General features: G+C 64.5%; 12 protein-coding genes. 6 read left to right on the forward strand and 6 right to left on the reverse strand.

The genetic code is table 11. The annotated features are described in order from the left end of the window. Positions 1-4: 4 nt before the first annotated feature. Entirely contained in the window at positions 5-982 is a 978-nt protein-coding gene (locus CH274_RS23105) for an alpha/beta hydrolase (protein WP_094659162.1), read from the reverse strand. A gap of 261 nt (positions 983-1,243) precedes the next feature. Between CH274_RS23105 and CH274_RS23110 the strand changes: the two genes are divergently transcribed. Beyond that, on the forward strand, positions 1,244-1,696 hold the full coding sequence (locus CH274_RS23110) for a MarR family winged helix-turn-helix transcriptional regulator (protein WP_045198157.1): 453 nt from the start codon (positions 1,244-1,246) through the stop codon (positions 1,694-1,696). After that, positions 1,693-2,079, forward strand: coding sequence for a DUF5313 family protein (locus tag CH274_RS23115; protein WP_094646528.1), 387 nt, complete (start codon positions 1,693-1,695; stop codon positions 2,077-2,079). Before CH274_RS23110 ends, CH274_RS23115 begins: the two co-directional genes overlap by 4 nt. Here CH274_RS23115 and CH274_RS23120 read toward each other — a convergent pair. After that, positions 2,073-4,454: a response regulator gene (locus CH274_RS23120; protein ID WP_094659039.1), complete on the reverse strand. Its 2,382-nt coding sequence runs from the start codon at positions 4,452-4,454 to the stop codon at positions 2,073-2,075. The genes CH274_RS23115 and CH274_RS23120 overlap by 7 nt on opposite strands. Before the next feature lie 122 nt (positions 4,455-4,576). Between CH274_RS23120 and glgX the strand changes: the two genes are divergently transcribed. After that, the gene (gene glgX, locus CH274_RS23125) at positions 4,577-6,619 is read left to right on the forward strand and encodes a glycogen debranching protein GlgX (RefSeq protein WP_094659040.1); all 2,043 of its coding nucleotides are present in this window, start codon (positions 4,577-4,579) and stop codon (positions 6,617-6,619) included. Here glgX and CH274_RS23130 read toward each other — a convergent pair. Then, positions 6,600-8,033, reverse strand: a complete 1,434-nt coding sequence (locus tag CH274_RS23130) for an FAD-dependent oxidoreductase (protein WP_094659041.1) — start codon at positions 8,031-8,033, stop codon at positions 6,600-6,602. The genes glgX and CH274_RS23130 overlap by 20 nt on opposite strands. Positions 8,034-8,155: 122 nt before the next feature. Here CH274_RS23130 and CH274_RS23135 point away from each other — a divergent pair, with 122 nt between their 5' ends. After that, positions 8,156-8,716, forward strand: a complete 561-nt coding sequence (locus CH274_RS23135) for a TetR/AcrR family transcriptional regulator (protein WP_094659042.1) — start codon at positions 8,156-8,158, stop codon at positions 8,714-8,716. A gap of 5 nt (positions 8,717-8,721) precedes the next feature. Here CH274_RS23135 and CH274_RS23140 read toward each other — a convergent pair whose 3' ends face one another. From CH274_RS23140 to CH274_RS23150, 3 genes are read right to left on the reverse strand one after another with little or no spacing between them, the layout of a single operon-like run. Then, entirely contained in the window at positions 8,722-10,428 is a 1,707-nt protein-coding gene (locus CH274_RS23140; protein WP_032395443.1) for a glycerol-3-phosphate dehydrogenase/oxidase, read from the reverse strand. Then, positions 10,425-11,942, reverse strand: a complete 1,518-nt coding sequence (glpK, locus tag CH274_RS23145; RefSeq protein ID WP_045198146.1) for a glycerol kinase GlpK — start codon at positions 11,940-11,942, stop codon at positions 10,425-10,427. Before glpK ends, CH274_RS23140 begins: the two co-directional genes overlap by 4 nt. Further along, a complete protein-coding gene (locus CH274_RS23150) occupies positions 11,939-12,793 on the reverse strand; it encodes an MIP/aquaporin family protein (RefSeq protein WP_094646524.1) in 855 nt (284 codons plus the stop codon). Before CH274_RS23150 ends, glpK begins: the two co-directional genes overlap by 4 nt. Positions 12,794-12,914: 121 nt before the next feature. Here CH274_RS23150 and CH274_RS23155 point away from each other — a divergent pair, with 121 nt between their 5' ends. Continuing rightward, complete coding sequence (locus tag CH274_RS23155; RefSeq protein WP_094631965.1) at positions 12,915-13,898, forward strand: sugar-binding transcriptional regulator; 984 nt, start codon at positions 12,915-12,917, stop codon at positions 13,896-13,898. Between the two features lie 128 nt (positions 13,899-14,026). After that, positions 14,027-15,292, forward strand: coding sequence for a DUF6745 domain-containing protein (locus tag CH274_RS23160; RefSeq protein ID WP_256993676.1), 1,266 nt, complete (start codon positions 14,027-14,029; stop codon positions 15,290-15,292). Positions 15,293-15,335 lie beyond the last annotated feature (43 nt).

The following is a 15,335-nucleotide window of genomic DNA, read 5'->3' on the forward strand; positions in this document are numbered from 1 at the left end:
CGGCTCAGATCCCGAGCGACCCGGCCAGTGTCGGCCAACTCTTGGGCAGCTGCTCCACCCAGTACGGCCACGAATGAGTTCCGGTCTCGGTGAAGTCGAATGTCGCCGGGATGTTCAGCTGGCCGAGTCGGTCCGCCAGTCGATGGGTGCAGTAGTTCGCGCCCACTTCGATGAGGCCGCCGACCACCACCACATCCAGTGCCGCTGCGCTGTCGAAGCTTTCGTGCGGTCCCGGCGCTCCCGTTCCCACCGACACGTACACGTCGGTGCCGCGCAGACTTTCGGCGTTGACTACCGAATCATGTTGCGCCCACGCGGGATCGAGCGGGCCACCCCACATGTTGTCGGCGTTTCCGCCGAATGCTCCGACGATCGCGCGGATACTCGCCTGCCCCATGGGCTCCGAGGAGGCGAAACAACCACTGTACGACGCCACTCCGGAGTAGAGGTCGGGGTGACGTGCGGCCAGCATCATGGCGGACTGCGCACCCATGGACAGCCCTGCGATCGCGTTGCGTCCGTTGCCGTCCACGGCTGCGTCGATCAACGGGGGGAGTTCCTCGGTCAGGAACGTCTCCCATTGGTATCGGCCGAGTTTCGGATCGTCCCGTTGCCAGTCGGTGTAGAAGCTGCCGGGGCCTGCCAGCGGTAGGACGACGTTGACGTTCTTGTCGGCGAAGAATTCGGCCGCGCCGCCCTTGCGGAGCCACATGCTGTTGTTGGGGTCCTCTTCTCCGATGCCGCTGAGCATGTACAGCGTCGGCCGCGAGCCGGACCGTGCTGCCGGGGTGAGCACCTGCACCTCGACGACCGCCCCCATCGCTGGCGATTCCACGCTCAGCGTGCGCAGGGTCTGCGACGCGATGGACGTGTCGACGATCCGCGCGACCGGCCCGACGGGATCGGCCGTCGCGACGCCTACCGAGGACACCGACAGAGCTGCGGCGACGACGAACGTGGTGAAGATGCGTCGACGACGCATGGCGATCCTCTCGGGAGGTGTCAACAGGGCGGGATTTGTCACAATGAAATGGCGAATTGCATGGAGCATTGCACAGCAACCGACCGGATGGAATGCCGAACGTCGATCCGCCCGATTCGGACCGACCGGGACTCTGGCAACACCTCGCCGCGCGAGCATTTGCCCTTCTTTGCAACATCTTTCGGGCATCGAGTACCGACTTTCGATATCGCATCGCCCACTAATGGTTAGTGCACTACTCAATTCTGGTAGCCTGGGACCGTGGCCACCGCCGAAGATCCACTCGCACTCGATCGACAGGTCTGCTTTGCACTCGCCGTCGCCAACCGTGCCGTGCTGTCGGTGTATCGGCCCCTGCTCGAGCCGATGGGGCTGACGCATCCGCAATATCTGGTGATGCTGGCACTGTGGGGCGAGTCGCCGATGTCGGTCAAAGCCATCGGATCGGCACTGCAGCTCGACTCCCCCACCCTGTCGCCGCTTCTCAAGCGTCTGGAGTCGATGGGGTTGCTCACCCGCAACCGAAGCGTCGAGGACGAGCGCGTTCTGCTCGTCGCGCTCACCCCGGCCGGGGCCGCACTCCGCAAGAAGGCCGAGAAAATTCCACCCGCCGTCGTGGCGAAGCTCGGCGCGTCGCTCGCCGAGCTCGACGAACTGCGACGCGTCCTCACCCGCGTCAACGACGCGGCCATCGCAGCAGGAGCACTGTCGTGAACGCTCGCCCGACCCGCACCCGTCCGCCCCTCGGCCAATGGCTGGGCTACGCCGTCCTCGGCCGCAAACTCCCCGACGAGTTCCAGGGCTGGGTCCGACGCGATCTCGTCGGTCCGGGAGCGACGCCGCGTCACATCCTGCGCTCGATGATTCCGTTCCTGCCGATCTTCATCGGATTTTTCGTCCTGTTCCCAGGAGCGATCTGGCTACGCGCCTCGATGGTGTTGCTCAGCCTGCTGCTCGCGCTGTTCTACACGGCGGCGTACATGGACCAGAACCGTGCCCGACGCCTGGAAATCCACGGGCTCCCGGCCGGTCTGAAGAGCGAGAAGAAGACGGCCGAAATGGAACGGGAACGCGAGAAGTACCGCCGCAATCACTGACGCTCTCGGTCGAGCCCGGCGGTGAAGTCGTCGACGATCATGGTTGCCAGGTCGCGGGTCTTTCGGTTGGAGTTCTGCGACAGTTCGGTCAGCTGGGTGAACGCGGCATCTTCGTCGATGCGGTAGACCGACATCAGAATTCCCACTGCCCGGCCGATCGTTCCGCGGGTGTCGAGGGCAGTGCGCAGCGTCGAGGCCTGGTTGTCACTTTCGGCGAGGATCTGTTCGCGCATACGGGAGAGTTCGTGGTGTACCCGCACACGGGCGACGAGTTCTCGATCGTGGAACGGTTTGACGATGTAGTCGTCGGCCCCGCGGCCCAGGCCGTCGAGCACGAAGTCCGTTCCCGCTCGCGCGGTCAGCAGTATCACGGGCACACGCTGCAGGCCGGTGTCGCGGCGGATCTCGTCGACCAGGTCCAGTCCGCTGCGCCCGGGGAGCATGACGTCGGTGAGCACGATGCCCGGCGGCGTCGACCGTGCCAGATCGAGTGCGGTCTCGATATCGCCTGCGGTGGCGACCGACCACCCTTCCTCGGTCAGCAGCCTCAGCAGGTAGTTGCGCATGTCGACGTTGTCCTCGACGAGCAGAATGTCCGCTCGATCGGGCGTCGCCTGCGTCGATTCGTGGGCCACGAAGATCGCCGACACCGAATCGGTCGGTGTTGCCGGACGGTCGACGGGCACCGCGGCCTCGACCGGCTTCCGGGGCACGACCACGGTGAACGTGCTCCCGATGCCCACCTCGCTGTCGACATCCACATGCCCGTTCAGGGCTGTGAGCAGGTCCGATACCAGCGCGAGCCCGATGCCGAACCCTTCGATACTGCGCGCTCCCGCGTGCTCGACCCGGTGGAATCGATCGAAGATGCGCGACAGATCGTCTTCGGGGATTCCGAGCCCGGTATCGGCGATCACGAGCCGAACGGTGTCGGTCTCGGCCCTCAGACGCACCGACACCCGGCCCGTGGGGGTGTACTTGATGGCGTTCGCGACGAGGTTGAACACGATCTTCGACCACATCTCGCCGTCGCTGAGCACGACGACGTCCTCGGACGTATCGACTTCCAGGTCGAGACCGCGGTCCGACGCCACCGTCGCGAACAGCGTCGCGCAGTCACGCGTCACCGCCGTGAGATCGGTGGGTTCGAGACGGGCCTCGAGTCGGCCCGCGTCGGCGCTGACGGCATCCATCAGATCGTCGACGAGTCGGCGTAGTCGTACCGATGCGCGGTGGACCACGTCGAGGGATTGCCGATCGGGTTCGCTCAACTGCGAGGAAGCACTCTCGCGTACCGAGTCCAGCGGACCGGCGAGAAGGGTCAGCGGTGTTCGGAATTCGTGCCCAACGGTTTCGAGCAGCCGCGTCTTCGCCGCATCGGCCTCGGCCAGCGCCACGACGCGTTGCCGCTCCATCTCGAAGGCCTGGGAGGCGGTCAGCGCAGTCGATACGCGTTCGGCCACGACGCCACAGAACGAGGTGAAGGCATCGTCGATCACTCGGTGGCTGCTCACCCCGATCAGCAGCGCACCGACCGGCTGCACACGGCCTGCCATCGTCAACGGCACGACGACGGCCCGAGGAACGTTGCCGTCCACGCCGACCGTCGCCACGGCCACTGCGCCGTCGGCGACCCGGGCGAGATCGGCGCACTCCCACGTCGAGCGCTCGTAGCCGACGTCGCCGCCGGTCACGACACACTCGACGCGGCCGTCCGCATTCATGCCTTCGCGGAGGTAGCCGGCGACGAGCGGAAACTCCGATGCTTCGGCCGTGAGCGCACCCACGGCCGCCCGGCAGATGTCCTCGGCACCGTCGGTGTCGATGCCTGTCAGCGTCCCCAGGCTCAGCAACGCCTGCATACGACGGTCACCGAGCACCTGCTGGGTGACCTCCGACGTGGCGACGAACACGCCGAGGACCGCGCGCCCGGGACCGTGGATCGGGCTGTAGGAGAAAGTGAAGTACGTCTCTTCGAGGAATCCGTACCGGTTCATCATGAACCGTTGGCGAGCACCGTGCACTGCCGTGCCGCCGTCGACGACCTGTCGGGCCAACTCTCCGATCTCGTCCCAGATTTCCGCCCAGCAGACCTTGGCCGGCTGCGCTGCGGCCGCAGGAAACTTGTCGCCGAGGAAGTCGGTGTACGTGTGGTTGAAGATCTGCACCAGGTGTGGACCCCACCAGATCAGCATCGGAATCGTCGACGGCATGACGGTGCGAATCGCGGTGATCAACTCTTGCGGCCACTGATCCAACGGCCCCAACTCGGTCGCCGCCCAGTCCAGTTCCCGAAACCTGGCGTCGGTCGCGTTGTCACCCGGAAACAGCTCGTCCAGGCGGGCCGAACCGGCATCGGGTCGTGGGGAGTTCATCGCATCGTCCTTCGTAACTTGCGCCCGCTGGTGCTCGGCGGCCGCAATCTCGCCGTCGATAGTAGCCGAACGCTCGGTATGCAGGCGTTTCGCTCGAGCCTTACGGGGGTACTGCCGCGACCATGCCCTCCTCATTCAGTCTCCCGTACCCCTTGGGCGTCTCACGTCTGTCGAACGACGGTGCCAACCTTGCCGTCTACTCCGAAACAGCGGACTCGGTCTCCGTGGTCGTATTGAACGACGACGGAACAGAGCGCAGTACAACGCTTTTGACGCAGCGCACCGGTCACGTCTTTCACGATCTGGTTCCCGACGTCACCCCGGGAGCGCGGTACGGTCTGCGCGTCGACGGTCCGTGGGACCCCGCGTCGGGGTTACGGCACAACTCGGCGAAGTTGCTCCTCGACCCGTACGCCACCGCCATCACCGGTCAGGTCGACTGGAACGAGTCGGTCTTCTCGCATCTGCACGAGGAACCGGAGACCCGCAACGACGAGGATTCGGCACCGTACATGCCGTACTCCGTTGCCGTGCAATCGAACTTCGATTGGTCGGGAGACGAGTCACCGCGCACACCGTTGGACAAGACGGTCGTCTACGAGGTGCACGTCAAGGGATTTACCGCCACCAATCCCGATGTGCCCGAGGACATTCGCGGCACCTATGCCGGACTGGCACACCCCGCAGCCATCGCACATCTGAAGCGAATCGGCGTTACGGCAGTGGAACTGCTGCCGATCCACCAGTTCGTTCAGGATTCGCATCTGCTGGAGGAGGGCCGCCGCAATTACTGGGGCTACAACTCCATCGGCTTCTTCGCCCCGCACAACGAGTACAGCAGCACCGGCGACACCGGCGGCCAGGTGGACGAGTTCAAGGCCTTGGTCAAAGCCATGCACGACAACGGCATCGAGGTCATTCTCGACGTCGTCTACAACCACACCGCCGAGGGCAACCATCTCGGACCGACCCTCTCGCTCAAGGGAATCGACAACGGCTCGCACTACCGACTCGTCGACGACGACCGGAGCGCGTACTACGACACCACCGGTACCGGCAACAGCCTCAACGTCGGTCACCCCGCCGCCCTGGCACTCATCCTCGACTCACTGCGCTACTGGGTGACCGAGATGCACGTCGACGGCTTCCGCTTCGACCTGGCCAGCACCCTGACTCGTCAGGACTCGGACCTCGACGTGCACAGCGCGTTCCTCAGCCTCGTGCATCAGGATCCGACGCTCGCGCCGGTCAAGCTCATCGCCGAACCGTGGGACACCCAGGGCTACCAGGTGGGCGGCTTCCCGGCGCGCTGGTCGGAGTGGAACGGCAAGTTCCGCGACGACGTTCGCGATTTCTGGCGCGGCGAGAGCGGCGCTCTGCCTGCACTGGCGCAACGTGTCACCGGCAGCCCGGACGTCTACGAGAGCACCCGTCGACCCACGTTGGCCAGCGTCAACTTCATCACCGCACACGACGGCTTCACGTTGGCCGACCTGAACTCCTACGACGACAAACACAACGAGGAGAACGGCGAGGACAGCCAGGACGGCGAATCCGACAACCGCTCGTGGGGTTGCGGTGCCGAGGGCCCGACCGACGACGAGGGTGTCAACGCGTTGCGGGCTCGCCAGCAACGCAATCACCTTGCGACGCTGCTGCTCTCGGCCGGTGTGCCGATGATCCTCGGCGGCGACGAGCTCGGCCGGACGCAGAACGGCAACAACAATGCCTACTGCCAGGACAACGAGGTCTCCTGGTTCGACTGGAGCACAGCCGATCAGGACCTCATCGACTTCACCACGCACCTCATCGCGCTTCGCACCGAGCACCCGGCACTGCGCCCCACCTGGTTTCGGCACGACAGCGATTCCGACGAGGAGGGAGCCGGCCCGGACACCGTCGACTTCTATCGCGCCGACGGCGAGAAGCTGTCCGACGAGGATTGGTCCGACGGCAACGCCCACAGCATTCTGGTCCTCATGCGCGCCGGGGAAAGTGATGCCTCGTTCGCGTGGATGGTCAACGCCTCACCCGGAGCCGTGGAATTCACTCTGCCGAAGGGCACCTGGACTCAGACGATCTCGAGCGACCCGGATCAGGCCTACGAGGCCGGCGGCCCGTCCATCCTGATCCGAGAGCACTCGTTCACGTTGCTGCAGGGCTGATCGAGGCGGAACACTCTGCTGTCCACCGGTCTCGAACAGCCTGCCATTGATTCGAGTCCGATCGTCCGGCCCATGCGATGTATCCATCGGGCCGGACGAGGACTGCCGGACCGTGGTCGGCTCGGCGGGGGATATCCGTTCGGCTGCAATCGTTCTCGCCGATCATCAGAAACGTGGTGTCGCGCAGCGCCGTGGTGACGGTGCCGTCGATGAGGGGTATCTGCACTGCGCGCCGGCCAACCAGCGGGTGCTCGCCACGTCGGCAAGCATACGAGATCGAAATACCGGAAAACGTCCCGGCTATCCTGCCGACGGCACGTTGTCTACGAAGCACCCGTGCGGAGACGATGTTGCGCAACGTCCGCGCTACCACCGAGCGCAGCAACAACATGCGAATCGTCGCGCCGCTACTGCGCAACACCAGCTTTCCCACTGGATGCCGCTCGTCGTGATAGGTGTCGAGGATCTTCTCGTCGGCACCGCCGAGGACGGCTGCCAGCTTCCAGCCGAGGTTCATCGCGTCCTGGATTCCGGTGTTCATGCCCTGTCCCCCGGCAGGCGAATGTACGTGCGCCGCATCGCCGGCCAGGAATACCCGGCCCACTCGGTAGCGCCGGACTTGCCTCTCGTCGCAGGAGAAGCGCGAACTCCATCGCACGTCGGTCCAGCCGTAGTCGGTTCCGAGTGCGCGGCGCACCACGTCACGAAGCCGCGTCTCGTCGACGGATGCAGCTACATCTGCGGTGTCGGTACGGTCGCAGGCGATCACTCGAAACCACCCGTCGCCGAACGGCGCGACGAACGCAAAGCAGTCCTTGCCTGCGCCGATGTTGATCAGACCGTTGGGCGGATCAACCAACCGGACATCCGCGAGCATGATCGACCGCAGCAATTCCCTGCCGGGGAAGTCGAGTCCGATCGACGTGCGGACGATACTGTGCACTCCGTCGGTTCCGGCCGCATACGACGCCGTCCACTCCTGCGCGCTGCCGTCGGCCACCGTCCCGCGCACCACTACCCCGTCGGCATTCTGCTCGAGACCGGTGACCTCGACCCCGCGCAGAATCCGCGCACCGGATGCCCGCGCGTACTCCTCGAGTCGAGAGTCCACGTTGGTCTGTGGCGTGACCAGCAGATACGGAAACTGCGACGGTAGTGCGCCGAGGTCGAGGGACAGTCCGTTCCAGAGTTTCAGTCCCGGCGTGTGCGCTCCGGTGGAGAGCAGGTCCTCGGCCAGACCACGACTGTCGAGAATCTCCAGCGTGCGGGCATGTACTCCGAAAGCTCGCGACAGCGGTGATGGTGCATCGTGTTTCTCGAGCACCGTCACCGAGCGGCCCGCACGCGCGAGTTCCCCCGCCAGCATGCAGCCCGCCGGACCTGCACCGACGACGATCACGTCCGAATGGTTCATGACGCACTCCCACTGTGGTCAGCGAATTCCTGGGTCAGCGAATTCTTGGTCAACGACTGTTGACTTCCGACGATAGACCCGCCGAGCACTGTGGTCAACGGTCGTTGACTTAGGCTACGGAGATGACCGAACGACAACCTCGATCCGCGACCGCCACCCGAGCTCGCATTCTCGACGCAGCCCGCACCCAATTCGCGGCCGACGGCTACGACCGCACCACCATGCGATCCGTCGCCGCCACCGCGGGCGTCGACGCGGCGATGGTCGTCAGGTATTTCCGAACCAAGGAAGCGTTGTTCGCCGAGGCCGCCACGTTCGAACTCGACATTCCGGATCTGACCCACGTCCCACCGGAGCGCTTTGCAGAAGTGTTGATGCCCAGGTTCTTCCAGGTCTGGGAGGAAGACGGAACGTTCCTCGCCCTGATGCGCGCTGCGGCTACCAATGCCGCGGCGGCAACGACCATGCAGCAGGTGTTCGCCACCCAGGTCGCGCCGGCGCTGGCCGCAGTCTCGCCAGATCGGTATGCGGAGCGGGCTGCCCTGGTGGGAACCCAGGTACTCGGTCTGGTGTTCGCACGCTACATCCTCGCGGTACCTCCATTGGCCGAGATGACCCACGAGCAGTTGGTTCGGTGGGTAGGACCGACGCTGCGGCGCTACCTCACCGAACCACTCGACTGAGTAGGTCAGCTCACCCCGGCACGCACGTCCGGTGCCCCGAGACGGGCTGCATCAGCAGTGTCGTCATCGGGCTGTTGCTGCGAATCCCGTTCTGCCAGAACGCGAAGCCGATAGTGCTCGATCTCTTCGGCAACGTGCTGGTCGTCCCATCCCAGGATGGGTGCCACCAACCGGGCCACCTCGTCGGCCGCCGCTTCACCACGATCGGGAACCTCGATGGAGATGCGGGTACGACGCGTCAGAATATCTTCGAGGTGCCGCGCGCCTTCGTGACTCGCGGCATACACGGCCTCGGCCTTCAGGTACTCCGGCGCACTCTCGAGAGGCTCGCCGAGCTCGGGGTTGCCGTCGATCAAGTCCAACAACTCACCCATCAGAGTGCCGTACCGACCCAGCAGGTGCTCGACGCGTGAGACACGCATACCGGTGCGCTCGGCCGTCAGGGCACGGGAGTTGAACGCCCCGAGGTAGCCATCGGCACCGACGAGCGGAATGTCCTCGGTGACGCACTTCGGTACCGTCCGCTCGAGCCCGTGCACTGCGGAATCGACTGCGTCCTTGGCCATCACGCGATAGGTGGTGTACTTGCCACCCGCGATCACCGTCAATCCGCGCACCGGACTGGACACCGCGTGCTCACGCGAGAGTGTGCTGGTGGAATCGGATTCACCGAACAGCAACGGTCGCAGTCCCGCGTACACACCGACGACGTCGGTGCGGTCCAACGGATCGGCGAGCAGCTTGTTCACGTGGCCCAGGATGTAGTCGATGTCGCTCTGGCTCGCGGCCGGGTGAGCCAGATCGAGCTTCCAGTCGGTATCGGTCGTACCGATGATCCAATGACTTCCCCACGGAATGACGAACAGCAGACTCTTCTCGGTTCGCGTGATGATGCCGGTGGCACTGTTGATGCGATTGCGCGGCACCACCAGGTGCACACCCTTGGACGCGCGAACCTGGAATTGTCCACGCCCACCGACCATCTGCTGCACCTCGTCGGTCCAGACACCGGCGGCATTGATGACCTGCTTGGCCCGTACCTCGAAGGAGCGGCCCGTTTCGAGGTCGCTCGCCACGACGCCGACGACCTTGTCGTCCTCCCGCAGGAAGCCCGTGACGCGAGTGCTGTTGGCGCACAACGCACCGTAGGCGGCCGCCGTACGGGCGAGCATCATCGTGTGCCGAGCATCGTCGACCTGACCCTCGTAGAACTTCACCGCACCGCGGATCGCCGAGCGCTTGCCGGACGGGAAGGACTCGAGAGTCTTCTTCTTGCCGAGGTGCTTGTGATGACTCGGCACGCCGCGTCCGGCACCCATGACGTCGTACACGCCGATGCCGAGCCCGACGTACGGGCGGTCGATCACCTTCTCCAGCGGATAGATGAACGGCACCGGACGAGCGAGATGCGGGCAGAGCTTGTTCAGTACCAGCGAACGCTCCTTGAGCGCCTCGAACACCAACGCGAAGTTGAACTGCTCGAGGTAGCGCAGACCGCCGTGGAAGAGCTTGCTCGAGCGGCTGGACGTGCCGGCCGCGTAGTCACGCGCTTCGAGCAGACCGACCTTCAGGCCGCGTGTGACGGCGTCGAGTGCGGTGCCCGCGCCGACGACGCCGCCGCCGATCACCAGGATGTCGAGCTCTTCGGCTTCCATCCTCGCCAGCGCGTCGGCGCGCGACTGCGGGCTCAAAGCCGTTGTGGTGGAACTCATTCTTCATCAACCCAATCGAGAGTACGTGTTACTGCCTTCTTCCAGCCGGCGTAGAGCTTCGCCCGCTGGTTCTCGTCCATGGACGGCGTCCATGTCTTGTCCTCGGCCCAGTTCTGACGGATGTCGTCCTCGCTCTCCCAGTACCCGACGGCGAGGCCGGCCGCGTATGCCGCTCCGAGAGCGGTGGTTTCGGCCACGACAGGCCGAACCACGTCGACGTTCAGGATGTCGGACTGGAACTGCATCAGCAGCTCGTTGACCACCATGCCGCCGTCGACCTTGAGTACCTCCAGATCGACGCCGGAGTCTGCGTTCATGGCCTCGATCACCTCACGCGTCTGATACGCGGTGGCCTCGAGGACGGCGCGGGCCAGGTGTCCCTTGTTGACGAATCGCGTCAGTCCCACGATGGCACCGCGGGCGTCCGACCGCCAGTGTGGGGCGAAGAGACCGGAGAACGCGGGGACGAAGTAGGCACCGCCGTTGTCGTCCACCGACCGTGCGTCGGTCTCGATGTCGGCGGCCGAGGAGATCATGCCCAGGTTGTCGCGCAGCCACTGCACCAGCGAACCCGTCACGGCGATGGAACCCTCGAGCGCGTACACCGTCGGCTGGTCGCCGATCTTGTAGCAGACCGTGGTCAGCAGGCCGTTCTTGCTCATGACCTTTTCGGTGCCGGTGTTGAGGAGCACGAAATTGCCTGTGCCATAGGTGTTCTTGGCCTCGCCGGGAGACAGGCAGGCCTGCCCGAAGGTGGCTGCCTGCTGGTCGCCCAGGATGCCGGAAATCGGTACCCCGCGGAACGGACCGCGCTCACGGCCGGTGCCATACACCTCGGAGCTCGAGCGAATCTCGGGCAACATCGACATCGGGATGTCCATGTCCGCACAGATCTGCTCGTCCCACTGCAACGTGTCGAGATCCATGAGCAGGGTACGCGAGGCGTTGGTCGGATCGGTGTAGTGCAGCCCACCGTCGGTTCCGCCGGTCATGTTCCACAGCACCCACGTGTCCATGTTGCCGAAACACAGTTCTCCCGCTTCGGCTTTGGCGCGTGCTCCGTCGACGTTGTCGAGGATCCACTTGACCTTGGGTCCGGAGAAGTAGGTCGCCAGGGGCAGCCCGGTCTTCGCGGTGTACTTGTTGGCGTCGCCCCCACCCAGTGCGGTGGCGATCCGATCGGTACGGGTGTCCTGCCAGACGATGGCGTTGTAGATCGGCTTGCCCGTCGCGCGCTCCCACACCAGCGCCGTCTCACGCTGGTTGGTGATGCCGACTGCGGCGATGTCCTCGCGCGTCAGATCGGCAGCGGCCATGGCACCGGCCGCGACGGCGCGCACGTTGTCCCAGATCTCCGACGCGTCGTGCTCGACCCAGCCGGCCTGCGGGAAGATCTGCTTGTGTTCCTTCTGATCGACCGCGACGACGGTACCGGCGTGATCGAAGATCATGCAGCGTGAGGACGTGGTTCCCTGATCGATCGCGGCGACGTACTTTCCTGCGAACTCGGTCATGGCTTCTCTCCTGTGGTCTGGGTGTCTGCTGGGAGTCGTGATGGCGGCTCGGGCGTCGAACCTTCGTCTTTGCGCAGGTTCTTACCGATGAGCAGGTCGTACAACAACACTCCTATCGGTCCGCCTACGAGAGGTCCGACGATCGGTACCCAGAAGTACAGGCCGCCGTATTGATCTCGCCAGGCTCCACCGTATCCGGTGATGTACGACGCCAGGCGAGGTCCGAAATCTCGGGCCGGATTGATCGCGTATCCGGCGTTGGTGGCCCATGCGAAGCCGATGGCGACCACGATGAGGCCGACGATCAGTGGAGCCATGTTGGCCATCGGCGCGGTGCCGAGCGAATCGGTCACTGCCACAATGAGGAACAGCAGGATCGCGGTGCCGATGATCTGGTCGATCAGTGCCGAGGAGACGCTGACGGGCAACGTTCCGTTGCCGGGAAGCGTCGAGAAGATCGTCTGGGTGGCGGTGGTGTGCCCGGGGTCGACTGCATTGATCATGTCGTTGTAGTTCCAGCGCACCAGCAGCGCGGCCACGAAGGCACCTGCGGTCTGCGCGAGGATGTAGGGCGCAACCATCTTCCAGCTGAATCCGCGGAAGAGTGCGAACGTGATCGTGACCGCGGGGTTGAGGTGCGCGCCGGTGATTCGACCGGCGACGTAGATGCCGAACATCACCCCCAGGCCCCATGCCCAGGCGATCGAGTCGTGGTCTCCGAGACTTCCCGATTCACCGCCCGAGACCACCTGCGCGACGACGCCGGCGCCGAACAGAATGAGAATCATGGTTCCGGCGAACTCGGCAGCCATGTGCGCCGGCAGTCCCCATTCCGGTTCCTTACGAGCCATTGTGTAGCCTCCGCAAAGTTGGTGATGCACGCCACATTGCGTGCTGTTTGCCACGGTAGACGGCCTGCACTGCGTTGCACAGCTGATGCACATATGTGCAAATCGGTCGTACACTGCGACGGTGACGGACCCACGCATTGCGCCCGAATCGGATCTGCGGACCGGCCATGCCACCCAGGCAGCGCGCCTGTACTACTTCCAGGACATGACGATGGCGGCGATCGGCCGTGAGCTGGGCGTATCTCGCTCGACGGTCTCACGACTCATCACGTTCGCGCGGGCATCGGGACTGGTGGAAATCAAGATCTCCACCCCGCTCGGTCAAGCACCGCGAATCGAGCGTGCATTCGCCGATCTGTACGACATTCGTGCACATGTCGTCCCCGTGTCGGAAACCGTCGACGAATTGCAGCGCCTCGATCGCGTCGCCACCTTCGCGGGCCGATTGCTGACATCGTTCTTCGAATCCGACATGGTGATGGGCGTCGCCTGGGGAACCACCGTCAGCGCCGTCAGCCGCAAGCTCGCACCCAAACGAACCCACAACTCCACCGTCGTGCAGCTCAACGGCGCAGCGAACACCCGAACCACCGGAGTCTCCTACGCCACCGACATCGTCCGAACCTTTGCCGACGCCTACGGTGCTGTCGCGCAGGGATTTCCGGTGCCCGCCTTCTTCGACTACCCCGAAACCCGCCGACACCTGTGGCGCGAACGCAGCATCAAGCGAGTACTCGAACTACAGGATCGGATGAACCTCGCCGTGTTCAGCATCGGCGTCATGAGCGGTGCCGTTCCGAGTCACGTCTACAGCTCCGGCTACCTCGAGCGCGAGGATCGAGCCGAGCTCCAACGGGACGGTGTCGTGGGCGACATCGCCACCGTGTTCCTGCGCTCCGATGGCAGCCACGACCGAATTGCGTTGAACGACAGATCGAGTGGACCGAGCCTGGATCGGCTCAAGGTGGTTCCGCGCCGAGTCTGCATCGTCGCCGGAGCGTCCAAACTCGATGCCCTCACCGCAGCGCTGCGCGGCGGATTGATCACCGACCTCGTCATCGACGACATCAGCGCGGCCCAGTTGATCCTTCGCTCACGCGGCTGACCTACGTGAGCGGAACTTCGTAGCAGGGGTCGAAGTTTCGTGCACATGGGTGCCCTCTTGCGCTCATCCGATTCTCGTGTCACTCTTTTCTTCATGACAACCGGAAAGGCGGACACCGCCTCCCTCACGTGAGCGCCGTGCCGATGCCGTCGACATTTCCCCGTCGCGGCACATTCAGTGACAATCCCGATGAATACGCCGAGAGCATCAGTGCGGTCTGCGCGCAGCGCGATCGATGGCTCCGCTACGGCCTGAAGGCCGGCCCCTCCGATAGAACCGCGGCGGAATCAGCCGTGGCACACTTGTATCGAAGAGCCGGTTTCGACGCGCCCGAGTTCGTGTGGGTACCGTCCCCCGCTGCCGCCGCGTCCTTCGTCACGGCAGAGCAATTGGTGAGCGAAATCCCCACGACCGCAGCAAAAGACGAGAAGTCACCTGCACGCATCGCATCGTTGCTGTCGAATTCGCGTCGACGAATGGACGAGCTAATCGACAAGCGAAGAATCGAATGGCCGCGGTGGTACTTCCACCAGAATCCGAACATGCCGAGCGATCGAGAAGCGCGGATGACCGTTGCAACACGTTCACCGGAGGACGCGGCCCGAGCCGGCATCAGTCCCGATCCCATCATTCGCCGGACAGTGTGGGATTCGTTGCGCACCAGTCTGTTCGACGGTGTCGCTTCGGCGACGAGAAGCCTCGCTCCGCAGTCGTTCGGCAGTATCACCTGGTACGGCCAGCAGGAAGCGCATCGCGTCGCCTACTACGACATCTATCGCACCTTTCACCTCGCCGCGTTCGAGCGCGAGGACAACGAGCTTCTCGACATTCAATCGGCCCTCGTCGAATCGACGGGATGGTGGTGGGCGTTCGACGACGTCGCAGTGATGTCCGAACGCCCCACAGCAGTGCACACCGAGCCGGTTCCCGATCCGGTGCACGGTGAAGTGCGCCTGCACAATTCGTCTTCTCCAGCAGTCGAGTTCGGTGACGGCAGCGGTGTCCATGTCCTGAACGGGACCGTGGTTCCCAAGTGGGTGATCCACGATCCGACGGTCGAGCGCATCACCGTCGAACGCAACGTCGAGATCCGACGGAGCGCCATCGAACGAATCGGTTGGGACAACTATCTCGACCGAGCCGGTTTGCGACTGGTCGACACCGACGCCGATCCGGGCAATCCCGGTTGCACCCTGCAACTGTTCGCCACCCCGGCGGGCTGGGGCAGCGAGGGTCGAATCCTTCTCGCCGTCAACGGCTCTCGTGAACGCGACGGCGAGCGCCGACGCTACGGACTTCGCGTCCCCGGCGCGTTCTCGTCCGCGGTCGACGCCGCGGGCTGGACCTACGGCCTGGCCGGAGCCGACTACGGCCGGCTACTCCGCAGAACCTGACACCTCACCGCGACACCACATGCCGGCTACACACACCCCGACA

Source organism: Rhodococcus sp. 06-418-5, assembly GCF_002258285.1.
Taxonomy (GTDB): domain Bacteria; phylum Actinomycetota; class Actinomycetes; order Mycobacteriales; family Mycobacteriaceae; genus Rhodococcoides.

Coding starts and splice junctions, on each gene's coding strand:
- CH274_RS23140 (WP_032395443.1), bottom strand. CDS start 10,428: ATGAGTTCCACCACAACGGCTTTGAGCCCGCAGTCGCGCGCCGACGCG.
- glpK (WP_045198146.1), bottom strand. CDS start 11,942: ATGACCGAGTTCGCAGGAAAGTACGTCGCCGCGATCGATCAGGGAACC.
- CH274_RS23135 (WP_094659042.1), top strand. CDS start 8,156: ATGACCGAACGACAACCTCGATCCGCGACCGCCACCCGAGCTCGCATT.
- CH274_RS23130 (WP_094659041.1), bottom strand. CDS start 8,033: ATGAACCATTCGGACGTGATCGTCGTCGGTGCAGGTCCGGCGGGCTGC.
- CH274_RS23150 (WP_094646524.1), bottom strand. CDS start 12,793: ATGGCTCGTAAGGAACCGGAATGGGGACTGCCGGCGCACATGGCTGCC.
- CH274_RS23105 (WP_094659162.1), bottom strand. CDS start 982: ATGCGTCGTCGACGCATCTTCACCACGTTCGTCGTCGCCGCAGCTCTG.
- CH274_RS23120 (WP_094659039.1), bottom strand. CDS start 4,454: ATGAACTCCCCACGACCCGATGCCGGTTCGGCCCGCCTGGACGAGCTG.
- glgX (WP_094659040.1), top strand. CDS start 4,577: ATGCCCTCCTCATTCAGTCTCCCGTACCCCTTGGGCGTCTCACGTCTG.